The sequence below is a fragment of the Cellulomonas sp. RIT-PI-Y genome (assembly GCF_025642745.1).
Classification (GTDB): domain Bacteria; phylum Actinomycetota; class Actinomycetes; order Actinomycetales; family Cellulomonadaceae; genus Cellulomonas.
The window spans coordinates 17432-28953 of record NZ_JANZKP010000044.1 but is presented as its reverse complement, the minus strand read 5'-3'; the positions used below and the strand labels follow the sequence as shown (position 1 = coordinate 28953).

The 11522-nt window shown below is 71.7% G+C and carries 8 protein-coding genes; 7 read left to right on the top strand and 1 reads right to left on the bottom strand.

All coding sequences use genetic code 11. The features are described 5' to 3' along the window. Positions 1-1512, top strand: a 1512-nt coding sequence (locus tag OGL89_RS13065; RefSeq protein WP_263120591.1) for an HNH endonuclease signature motif containing protein, incomplete at its 5' end; no start/stop codon positions are given. Positions 1513-1566: 54 nt separating this feature from the next. On the opposite strand, the gene OGL89_RS13060 is transcribed toward OGL89_RS13065, so the two are convergent. Beyond that, positions 1567-2796, bottom strand: coding sequence for an AGE family epimerase/isomerase (locus tag OGL89_RS13060; RefSeq protein ID WP_263120590.1), 1230 nt, complete (start codon positions 2794-2796; stop codon positions 1567-1569). A gap of 176 nt (positions 2797-2972) precedes the next feature. Between OGL89_RS13060 and OGL89_RS13055 the strand changes: the two genes are divergently transcribed. The 6 genes from OGL89_RS13055 to OGL89_RS13030 all read left to right on the top strand — a co-directional run bounded on the left by OGL89_RS13055 (position 2973) and on the right by OGL89_RS13030 (position 11514). Further along, positions 2973-3719, top strand: a complete 747-nt coding sequence (locus tag OGL89_RS13055) for an HAD-IA family hydrolase (RefSeq protein WP_263120589.1) — start codon at positions 2973-2975, stop codon at positions 3717-3719. Then, positions 3716-6226, top strand: a complete 2511-nt coding sequence (locus OGL89_RS13050) for a glycosyl hydrolase family 65 protein (RefSeq protein ID WP_263120588.1) — start codon at positions 3716-3718, stop codon at positions 6224-6226. Before OGL89_RS13055 ends, OGL89_RS13050 begins: the two co-directional genes overlap by 4 nt. Before the next feature lie 74 nt (positions 6227-6300). Next, positions 6301-7941, top strand: a complete 1641-nt coding sequence (locus OGL89_RS13045) for a Na+/H+ antiporter (RefSeq protein ID WP_263120587.1) — start codon at positions 6301-6303, stop codon at positions 7939-7941. A 141-nt stretch (positions 7942-8082) separates the two neighbouring features. After that, positions 8083-10767 (top strand): bifunctional acetaldehyde-CoA/alcohol dehydrogenase, encoded by a 2685-nt coding sequence (gene adhE, locus OGL89_RS13040; protein WP_263120586.1) that lies wholly within the window; start codon positions 8083-8085, stop codon positions 10765-10767. Positions 10768-10856: 89 nt separating this feature from the next. Further along, positions 10857-11339: a hypothetical protein gene (locus OGL89_RS13035; protein WP_263120585.1), complete on the top strand. Its 483-nt coding sequence runs from the start codon at positions 10857-10859 to the stop codon at positions 11337-11339. 55 nt (positions 11340-11394) lie between these two features. Further along, entirely contained in the window at positions 11395-11514 is a 120-nt protein-coding gene (locus OGL89_RS13030; protein WP_263120584.1) for a molybdopterin oxidoreductase, read from the top strand. Positions 11515-11522: the final 8 nt, after the last annotated feature.

The window sequence follows — 11522 nt, the reverse complement described above, 5'->3', positions numbered from 1 at the left end:
GGCCCCGGTCTGGCCCGCCTGCTCGCTGCTCTCGACCCGGGCACGATGACCGACGCCGACCTGGTCGAAGCCGTCGCCGCCGCCCTCCGTCAGGAGTCCTGGACCCACGCCCGCACCACCGAGCTCGCCGCCGAGCTCGCCCGCCGCCCGGCCATGAACCCGGTGGGCACCCACACCACCGACCCGGTCCCGGACAACGGCTGCGTCGCCGGGGAGGAGCTCGCCCTCCGTCTCGGGGTCACCCGTCACGCCGCCCGCTCCCTCATCCGGGAGGGCGTCGCCTACGACGGCCCCCTGGCCGCGACCGGTCGTGCCCTCGCCACCGGCCACCTCGACCCTGCCAAGGCCCGGCTGATCACCGACCGCCTCGCCGACTTCCCCTACGAGGTCATCGACCCCGTCGAGTGCCGGATCCTCCCCGACGCCGACCGCCGGACGGCACCGCAGCTCGCCCGCGACCTGGAGCGCGCCGTCCTGGAGGTCATGGGCCCGCACACCGACGCCCTGCACGACCGCGCGCGTGCCGCCCGCCGCATCTCCCGCCCCCGCGTCCTGCCCGACGGCATGGCCGCCCTGCACTGCGTCCTCCCCGCCCCTGACGCGGTCCGGATCGACGCCGTCCTCGATTCCTGCGCCCGCACCGCCCGAGCCGCCGGTGACCCCCGCACCCTCGACCAGCTCCGCGCCGACGGTCTGCGCGACCTGATCGTCGGCGTCCAGGTCCCCACCCCGGTCGCGAGCGCATCCGGCCACGCGGAGCTCGTGCCCACGTCGAGGCGGGTCCCGGAGCCCGATCGCCCCCTCGACCTCTCCCGGGTCCGCGCCACCGTGCACGTCACCGTCTCCCTCACCACCCTGCTCGGCCTCGACGACACCCCGGCCCGTCTCACCGGCTTAGGCCCGATCTCCGCCACCGACGCCCGCACCCTGGCACTCGACGCGGGATCCACCTGGCGCCGACTGGTCACCGACCCACTCAGCGGCGCGCTCCTCGAGTTCGGCCGCACCACCTACACCCCACCGGCGGCCCTCGCCGACCACGTCCGGGCCCGCGACGGATCCTGCGCACGCCCCGGCTGCGCCACGCCCGCGAGCCGCTGCGACCTCGACCACACGGTCGAGTTCCACACCTCAGCTCCCGGCGCTCCACCCGGACAGGGACACCTGCGCGGCAGTACCGACCCCGGCAACCTCGGTCCACTGTGCCGCCGCGATCACCGCCTCAAGACCAGCGCCGGATTCGTGCTGCGCCAGGTCGACCCCGGGGTGTTCGAGTGGACGACCCCCACCGGCCACCGTTACCGCGTCGTCCCCGGATCGGACACCGCGTACACCCGTCTGCCGTCCGTGCCGCCGGGTGCCCCGATCGACGTCCGGGCCGGACAACCACGCAGCCCGTGGCACACCGATCCCTCCAGCACGGCGCACACCGCCACAGCACACACCGCCGCGACTCACGTCGTCGCAGGCCCACCGCGCGGGCCGCTCACGTCGGACCCGCCACCGTTCTGACGCACACCACCCCTCCGGTAGCCACCCCTCCAGCAGCCGTCCGTCCAGCAGCCCTCAGTCCAGCAGCCCCCGCCCCAACGCCGGCGCCAGCACCGGGGTCAGCGGCAGCCGTGGGATGAGCGTCGCCTGCACCGCGTGGTACAGATCGGCCTTGCCCGCCCACACCGTGCGCGACAGCCGGTTGTCGGTGCCCAGCTCGTGCCACCACGACCCGCCGACCCGGTCGATCAGGAACTCCTCGGCGTAGTCCCACCAGGTGGCGTACCACCGGTCGAACCGCTCGTCGCCGGTCGCCGCGTGCAGCGTCGCCGCCACGGCGATTCCCTCGGCGACCACCCAGTGCATCCGCTCGCGCACCACTGGTTCCCCGGACCAGTCGACGGTGTAGACGAACCCGGGCGCTCCGTCGACCGCCCAGCCCTCGCGGACCGAGGCGTCGAAGAGTGCCACGGCGTCGTCGAGCATCCAGGCCGGTGCGACGTCGCCCGCCGCCGTCAGCGCCGCCCGGGCGTGCAGGGTGAGCCGCGCCCACTCCAGCCAGTGCCCGATCGTCGCGCCGTAGGGCCGGAAGGGGTGCGCCGGGGTGTCGGCGTTGTACTCCAGGTCCGCGTTCCAGTCGGTGTCGAAGTGCTCGGGGATCCGCCAGGAGTTGCCCCGGGCGAAGTCGTGCACCACCCGGGTGATCATCCGCTCGGCCCGGTCGAGCCAGATCCGCTCGCCGGTGACGTCCGCCGCCGCCAGGTACGCCTCGACCGTGTGCATGGTCGCGTTGACGCCCCGGTACGGGTCCAGCGTGCTGAAGCTGCGGTCCCAGGACTCGACGACCATCCCGGCCTCCTCGTCCCAGAACCGCTGCTCGGAGACGGTCAGCGCCTCCCGCAGCAGTTCCACGGCACCCGGTCGTCCGGCGGCGGTCGCGGAGGCGGAGGCCAGCACGACGAACGCGTGCGGGTACGCGCCCTTGGCGTCGTCCACGGGACCGTCCGGACCGGCCTCGGTGAACCAGCCGCCGTGCTCCGCGTCGCGGAACAGCCCGGTCAGAGCCTGCAGGCCGTGGTCGACCAGCGGTGCGCAGCCCGGTCGCCCGATCAGGGTCCCCAGCGCGTACACGTGGGTCATCCGGCAGGTGATCCACAGCTCCGACGGACCGCCCTCGGGTTTCCCGTCGTCGTCGAGCCGGGTGAATCCCCCGGCGGGGTCGGCGGCCGCACGCCCGAAGGCGAGCAACCGGTCGGTCTCGGACTCCAGCCAGCGATGATGCGCGGGCGCCGTCAGCCACGTCATGCCGTTCACCCTAGTGGCATCACCGACCCGGACCCGTGCGATCACGGTCTTCGACATTCGCCACATTGACAGCGCCGGAGCAGCCGCCAGACTTGGTGTACCCCCTGCCCGCGACACCGCCCTGGAGCACCGTGCCCTTCTCTCCCGGCCCCCGCCCGAGCAGCACCCTGGACGGCATGGACGCCGTCCTCTTCGACCTGGACGGTGTGCTGACCCCGACGGCCGTCGTGCACATGCACGCCTGGGCCCGGCTGTTCACGCCGGTGCTGGCCGCACACGGCGCCGCGCCGTACTCCGACGCGGACTACTTCGCCTTCATCGACGGCAAGCCGCGCTACGACGGGGTGCACAGCCTGCTGGCCTCCCGCGGGATCGAGCTGCCGTGGGGCGACCCCTCGGACGCGCCGGAGGCGGAGACGGTCTGCGGCCTGGGCAACCGGAAGAACGCGGTCTTCACCGAGGTCCTGCGCACCGAGGGGGTCACCCCGTACCCCGGGTCGGTCGCCCTGGTGGACGCGCTGATCGCGGCCGGTCGTCGGGTCGCCGTGGTCTCCTCCTCCCGGAACGCGGTGCCGGTGCTGGCCGCGGCCGGTCTGACCGACCGGTTCGGCGTGGTGGTCGACGGCCTGGTCGCCGCCGCCCGCGCGCTGCCCGGCAAGCCCGCCCCGGACACCTACCTGGACGCCGCCGCCCAGCTCGGGGTGCCCGCCGAGCGTGCGGTCGTGGTCGAGGACGCCGAGTCCGGTGTCGCCTCCGGCCGGGCCGGCGACTTCGGCCTGGTGGTCGGCGTTGACCGCGGTGCCGGCGCCGCCACCCTGATCGCCCACGGCGCGGACCTGGTGGTCCAGGACCTCGCCGACCTCCTCGCCGATGATGTCGAGACCCAGACCACCGACACCATCGACGGAAGCACCCCCCTGTGAACCCCTCCTCCCTGTTCACCCCCGACCCGGTCGACCGGCACCGCTTCCCGCCGGACGCCTGGGGTCTGCGGGAGACCCGCTACGACGCCGCCGATCTGGGGCGCTCGGAGACCCTGTTCGCGGTCGCGAACGGGTACCTCGGCATGCGCGGGAACGTCGAGGAGGGCCGGGACTCCTTCGCGCACGGCACGTTCATCAACGGGTTCCACGAGACGTGGCCGATCCGGCATGCGGAGGAGGCGTACGGCTTCGCGCGGGTGGGTCAGACCATCGTCAACGTCCCGGACGCGAAGATCCTGCGGCTCTACGTGGACGACGAGCCGTTGCTGCTCACGGTGGCCGATCTGCACCAGTACGAGCGGACCCTGGACTTCCGGGACGGTGTGCTGCGTCGCGAGCTGATCTGGCAGACCCCGTCGGGCAAGACCGTGCGGGTGCGCAGCAGCCGGATGGTCTCGTTCACCGAGCGGCATCTGGCGGTGATGACCTACGAGGTCACGGTGCTGGATGCCGACGCCCCGGTGGTGGTGTCCAGTCAGATGCTGAACCGGCAGGACGGGCAGGACGAGTACCACGTGCGGGCCGCGGCCATGGGTGAGGGCTTCGACCCGCGCAAGGCCGAGACCCTGAAGAACCGGGTGCTGGTCCCGTCCCTGCACTGGGCCGCCGGGGGCCGGTACGTGCTGGGCTACCGGGTCGCGGACTCCGGGATGACGTTGGCGGTCGCGGCCGATCACAGCATCGAGACCGAGAACTCCTTCGAGGAGCGGACCCTGGTCGAGGAGGACGTGGCCAAGCACGTCTACCGGATCGACGCCAAGCAGGGGCGACCGGTCACCATCACGAAGGTCGTCACCTACCACTCCTCGCGTGGTGTGCCGGCCAAGGAGCTGGTCGACCGGTGCCGTCGCACCCTGGACCGGGCCGCCGAGCAGGGCGTCGACCGCCAGTTCGCCGACCAGCGCGCCTGGCTGGACGACTTCTGGGCCCGCAGCGACGTCGAGGTGCCCGGACAGCCCGAACTGCAGCAGGCCGTCCGCTGGAACCTGTTCCAGATCGCACAGGCCACCGCCCGCGCGGAGGGCAACGGGATCCCCGCCAAGGGCCTGACCGGGTCCGGTTACTCGGGCCACTACTTCTGGGACACCGAGATCTACGTCCTGCCGTTCCTGACGTACACCTCCCCGCGGATCGCGCGGAACGCGCTGCGGTTCCGGTACACGATGCTCGAGCACGCCCGGGCCCGGGCCGCGGAGCTGAACCAGAACGGGGCCCTGTTCCCCTGGCGCACGATCAACGGTGAGGAAGCCTCGGCGTACTACGCGGCCGGGACCGCGCAGTACCACATCGACGCGGACATCGCCCACGCCGTCAAGCAGTACGTCGCCGCGACCGGGGACCAGGGATTCCTGGCCCGCGAGGCCGTCGACATCCTGATCGAGACCGCCCGCATGTGGGCCGACCTCGGGTTCTGGCGCGGGCACAACGGTGACAGCAGCTTCCACATCCACGGCGTCACCGGCCCCGACGAGTACACCACCGTGGTGAACGACAACCTGTTCACCAACGTGATGGCCCGCGCCAACCTGCGCGGCGCCGTCGACGCCGTGGACCGCCTGGCCAAGGACGACCCCGGCGCGCACACCGCCCTGCTCGAACGCCTGCACCTGACCCAGGACGAGCTGGACGAGTTCGCCCGGGCCGCGGAGCACATGGCGATCCCCTTCGACGAGCGCCTGGGCATCCACCCCCAGGACGCCCAGTTCCTGGAGAAGGAGCTCTGGGACCTGGCGAACACCGACCCGAGCAAGCGCCCGCTGCTGCTCTTCTACCACCCGCTGGTGATCTACCGGTTCCAGGTCCTCAAGCAGGCCGACGTGGTGCTGGCCCTGTTCCTGCAGGGCGACCAGTTCACCGCGGAGGAGAAGCTCGCCGACTTCGACTACTACGACCCGTTGACCACCGGGGACTCCACCCTGTCCGCGGTCGTGCAGTCGATCATCGCCTCCGAGGTCGGCTACCAGGAGCTGGCCCTGCGCTACTTCACCGCGGCGGCCTACGTGGACCTGGCCGACCTGCACCACAACACCTCCGACGGCGTGCACGTGGCGTCGCTCGGCGGGGTGTGGTCCGCACTGGCCTGCGGGTTCGGCGGTCTGCGCGACCACGAGGGCGTCATCTCCCTCGACCCGCGCCTGCCCGAGGTCTGGGACGGACTGACGTTCCGGATCACCCTGCACGGCACCCGGGTCCGCATCGACGTCCGCCACACCGAGCTCCGGCTCACCGTCGAGGACGGCGACGAGGCGACCGTCCTGGTCCGCGGGGAGTCGGTCACCGTCCGGGCCGGCGACCCGGTCACCCGACCGCTGGCCCCGGCCCCGCGCCTGATCGGCACCCCCACCGTCCGCGACATCGAGGGCAGCCGCCGCGCCGACGGCACCCTCATCACCGCCAGCGTCCCCGACCACCCGGCAGCGGCCTTCCAGCCGAACCCGGGGAGCTGATCCACCGCCCGGCCACAGCGACCGCACAGGGTCCGCGGCCTACAGTCGGAGCAGCCTGACCCGAGGAGCTGCCCGTGGACCGTGCCCAGATCTTCGCCCTGATCGCCGGGGCGGTGATGATCACCGCGATCTGCCGCCGCAAGGGGTGGCCGGCCCCGCTGGTCCTGGTGGCGGCCGGTCTGGTGGTCTCCGCGATCCCCGGTGTGCCCGAGTACGACGTCGACCCCGAGCTCATCCTGGAGTTCGTGCTGCCGCCGCTGCTGTTCTCGGCGGCGCGGTCGTCGTCGTACCAGGACATGCGCCGGTCGCTGAACTCGATCGTCCGGCTCGGGGTCGGTCTGGTCGTCGTCTCGGCGGTCGCGGTCGGCCTGGTGGCCTGGGCGCTGGTGCCGGACCTGCCGTTCGCGGCGGCGCTGGTGCTGGGCGCGGTGGTCGCTCCCCCGGATGCGGTCGCCGCCGCCGCGGTCGGTCGCCGGCTCGGGCTGCCCCGCCGGGTGATGACGGTGATCGGCGGCGAGAGCCTGATCAACGACGCCACCTCGCTCACCCTGTACAAGGTGGCGCTCGCCGGGGTCGCCTCCGGCGCCTGGGCACTGGGCGAGGGGCTGGAGACCTTCGCGCTGGCGGTGCTGGTCGGGGTGGCGCTGGGCCTGGTGATCGGCTGGGTCGTGCACCGGCTGCGGCTGTCCTTCGACGACTCGGTGGTGTCCTCGACCGTCGCGCTGCTCACCCCGTTCGCCTGCTACTGGGGCGCGGAGCACCTGGGCGGCTCCGGCGTGCTCGCGGTGGTCGCGGCCGGGCTGTACCTGGGCCACACCGCCCCGAGCGCGGGCTACGCGACCCGTCTGGTGCAGGACCCGATCTGGGAGACGCTCGACCTGTTGCTGGAGTCGTTCACCTTCGCGTTGATCGGGGTCCAGCTGCCCGGCCTGATCGCCGACGTCCGGGAGTCGAACGAGGGGCTCGGCACCGCCCTGGTGCTCGCGGTCGCGGTGCTCGGCACGGCGGTCCTGGTCCGCCCGCTCTACATCGTCGCCACCGCCTGGGTCGATCATCTCCGGCTGCCCGGCTCGCACCGCGAGACCTCCGACGCCCTGTCGGTGAAGGAGTCCGCGGTGGTCTCCTGGGCCGGGATGCGGGGCGTGGTGACCCTGGCGGCCGCCGCCGGTATCCCCGCAGTGGCCGGCTCCGCGGACTTCCCGGACCGCGCGACCCTGCAGCTGGTCGCCTACGCGGTGGCGATCGGCACCCTGCTGGTCCAGGGCCTGACGCTGCCCTGGCTGATCCGGCGGCTGGGGGTCCGCTCCGACGACGCCGTCCGGGACCGCGCCCAGGAGGCCCGGCTCCGGATGGCCACCACCCGGGCCGCCCAGGAGGTGATCGAGCAGCGCCGACGGCAGTGGGAGCCGAAGCTCGGTGCCCAGCGCGCCGGCCTGCTCACCCGGGGACTGGCGGAGGGCATCGCCCGCCGCGAGCGCGCCACCGTCGTGATGCTGGATCCGACGATCGCCAGCGACGAGGACCTCGCCAAGGTCAGCACCAGCCGGACCCGGGCCCTGCAGGACCTGCGCCGGGACGTGGTCGCGGCCCAGCGCGCCACCCTGATGTCCGAGCGGGACGCGGGGAACGTCGACGAGGTGGTCATGCGTCAGGTCCTGCGCGAGCTGGACCTGGAGGACGAGTCGCTGGACGCCTCGCCGATCAACCGCATCTAGCGCCTGAACCGGACATCGCGCCCGGGTCGAAAGTCCGTGGGACATCGGACCCAGACTTTGTGAATGCAGTCACGTAGTCTCGTTGTCACGAGGTCACCGTCGCCCTCACCCCACCCCAACGGACCCACCCGGGAGACCCGCGTGACCACCACCACGAGCACCGACACGGGCGTCGCCGCCGCGATCGACCAGCTGGTCGCAGGCGCCACCAAGGCACTGGCGGAGTACGCACGTTTCACTCAGGAAGACGTCGACCGCCTGGTCAAGAAGGCAGCCGTGGCCGCCCTGGACCAGCACGGCCACCTGGCCGAGCTCGCCGTCAACGAGACCGGCCGCGGCGTGTTCGAGGACAAGGCCGTCAAGAACATCTTCGCCTGCGAGCACGTCACCAACTCGATGTCGTCGCTGAAGACCGTCGGCGTCATCAACGAGGACGAGATCAACGGCATCACCGAGATCGCCGAGCCGGTCGGCGTCATCTGCGCCATGACCCCGGTGACCAACCCGACGTCGACCGCGATCTTCAAGGCGCTGATCGCGCTGAAGACCCGCAACCCGATCATCTTCGCCTTCCACCCGAACGCGCAGCAGTCCTCCGTGGCCGCCGCGAAGATCGTCCGGGACGCGGCGATCGCCGCCGGGGCGCCCGAGTACTGCATCCAGTGGGTCGAGGCCCCCTCGATGGAGGCCACCAGCACGCTGATGAACCACCCCGGGGTCTCCACGATCCTGGCCACCGGCGGCAACGCGATGGTCAAGTCGGCCTACTCCTGCGGCAAGCCCGCCCTGGGCGTCGGCGCGGGCAACGTCCCGGCCTACATCGAGAAGTCCGCCAAGCTCAAGCGCGCGGTCAACGACGTGGTGCTGAGCAAGGCCTTCGACAACGGCATGATCTGTGCCTCCGAGCAGGCCGTGATCATCGACGACGACATCTACGACGCCGCGCTGGCGGAGTTCGCCGTCCTGCACGCCTACAAGGTCTCCAAGAAGGAGAAGGCGCTGCTGGAGAAGTTCATCTTCGGCGTCGAGGCCAAGGGCAAGAACTGCGCCGACGCCAAGCTGAACCCGACCGTGGTCGGCAAGTCGCCGCAGTGGATCGCCGAGCAGGCGGGCTTCACCGTCCCGGCCGACACCTCGATCATCCTGGCCGAGGTCACCGGCGTCGGCCCGCACGAGCCGCTGACCCGGGAGAAGCTGTGCCCGGTGCTCGCCGTCCTGCACGCCACCAGCACCGAGCACGGCTTCCAGCTGGCCGAGCAGATGGTGGAGTTCGACGGCCTGGGCCACTCGGCCGCGATCCACACCCAGGACGAGGCGCTGACCGTCGAGTACGGCCGCCGGGTCAAGGCGATCCGGGTGATCTGCAACGCCCCCTCGTCGCTCGGCGGCATCGGTGACATCTACAACGCCTTCATCCCGTCGCTGACCCTGGGCTGCGGCTCCTACGGCCACAACTCGGTGTCGAACAACGTGTCGGCGATCAACCTGGTGAACATCAAGCGCGTGGGCCGGAGGAACAACAACTTGCAGTGGTTCAAGGTCCCGGCCAAGACGTACTTCGAGCCGAACGCCATCCGCTACCTGTCCGACATGGCCGACGTCGAGCGCGTCACCATCGTCACCGACTCCACGATGACCACCCTGGGCTTCGTCGACAAGGTGCTCGACGTGCTCAACCGCCGCCCCAACAAGGTGTCGGTCCAGATCATCGACCAGGTCGAGCCGGAGCCCTCCGTGCAGACCGTCCAGGCCGGGGCCGCTCAGATGCGGCACTTCCGCCCGGACACGATCATCGCGCTGGGCGGTGGCTCCCCGATGGACGCCGCCAAGGTGATGTGGCTGCTGTACGAGCACCCGGAGATCGTGTTCAGCGACCTCAAGCAGAAGTTCTTCGACGTCCGCAAGCGCGCCTTCAAGTTCCCGGTGCTCGGTGACCTGGCCAAGCTGGTCTGCATCCCGACCACCTCCGGCACCGGCGCCGAGGTCACCCCGTTCGCGGTCATCTCCGACCCGGAGGCGGGCAAGAAGTACCCGCTGGCCGACTACGCGCTGACCCCCACCGTCGCGATCATCGACCCGGTCCTGACGTCCAAGATGCCGCGCTCGCTGGCCGCCGACTCCGGGTTCGACGCCCTGACCCACGCCACCGAGGCGTTCGTCGCGGTCTACGCCAACGACTTCACCGACGGCATGGCCTTGCAGGCGATCCGGTTGATCTTCGACAACCTGGCCCAGTCCGTGAACGGCGACCCGGCCGACCCGGAGACCAAGGCCGCGCGGGAGAAGATGCACAACGCCGGCACCATCGCCGGGATGGCTTTCGGCAACGCGTTCCTCGGGATCGTGCACGCCATGGCCCACGTGGTCGGCTCGACCTTCCACCTGGTGCACGGCCGGACCAACGCGACCCTGCTGCCGCACGTGATCCGCTACAACGGCCAGATCCCGACCAAGCTCACCAGCTGGCCGAAGTACGAGCACTACGTCGCCCCGGAGCGCTTCCAGCAGATCGCCCAGATGCTGGGCCTGCCGGCCGAGACCCCGGAGCAGGGCGTGGAGTCCTACGCGGTGGCGATCGAGGCGCTGCGCGCCAAGGTGGGCATCCCGAACTCCTTCCAGGCCCAGGGCGTGGACGAGCAGGACTTCCTGTCCCGCCTGGACGAGGTCGCGATGGGCGCCTACGAGGACCAGTGCGCCCCGGCGAACCCGCGGATGCCGATGCGCGAGGACATGAAGGACATCATGACCGCCGCGTACTACGGCACCTCGGTCGCCGAGGTGAAGGCCCGCAAGGCCGTCGTGGTCGAGGAGGCCCCGGCGTCCTGATCGCCCGGTCCGGTGCCCCGTCCGCCGTTCGGCGGACGGGGCACCGTCGGGTTCAGACTTTGTCCAGACCGTGATGGCACACTGACCGCATGCGACGCACCCCTGCCGCCCTCGCCCTGACCGTCCTGCCGCTGGCAGGCCTGCTCCTGGTGGGCTGCGCCGAGGCTCGGGACGCCGTCGACCAGGCCCGTGACGCCGTCGAGTCCGCCGGTGCGACCGTGGACCAGCTCGGCGAGCTCGCCGACCGGGCCGCCGCCGCCATCGACCAGGCCGGTGCCACCCTGAACGACGCCAAGGAGCAGGTCAGCGGCACCACCGCGGCGGCCCAGGACGCGGTCACCCAGGCGTCCACCGCCCTGGACGAGGCGAACGCCGCGGTCGACGCCGCCGCGCAGGACGGGTCCGCGGCGGCCCAGGACCAGCTCGCGCAGGCCCGGACCGACCTGGACTCGGCCCGCACCGCGCTGGACTCCGCCGCCGCCGGGGTGGACGGTGCCGCGGCCGACGCACTGCAGGCGCTCTCCGACCAGCTGGAGAAGGTCGCCGGGGACGTGCAGTCCGCACAGGGCTGAGAATCGCCCGCCCGGAAACCTTGCACGGCGGCGTCCCGCTGCCGATCCGGTGGGTATGGCGACCTCTCGCACCTCCCTCCGCAAGCGGCAGCACGCCGCGTGGTGGGTGGTCTGCGCCTGGTCGTCGCTGGTGGTGCTGATCGCGCTCGGACTGCTCGCGGCGGCCGGGATCTGACCGACTAC

Excerpts from the sequence above, each read along its gene's own strand:
- OGL89_RS13030 (WP_263120584.1), top strand. The coding sequence starts at position 11,395 with ATGGCGACCTCTCGCACCTCCCTCCGCAAGCGGCAGCACGCCGCGTGG.
- OGL89_RS13055 (WP_263120589.1), top strand. The coding sequence starts at position 2,973 with ATGGACGCCGTCCTCTTCGACCTGGACGGTGTGCTGACCCCGACGGCC.
- OGL89_RS13035 (WP_263120585.1), top strand. The coding sequence starts at position 10,857 with ATGCGACGCACCCCTGCCGCCCTCGCCCTGACCGTCCTGCCGCTGGCA.
- OGL89_RS13060 (WP_263120590.1), bottom strand. The coding sequence starts at position 2,796 with ATGACGTGGCTGACGGCGCCCGCGCATCATCGCTGGCTGGAGTCCGAG.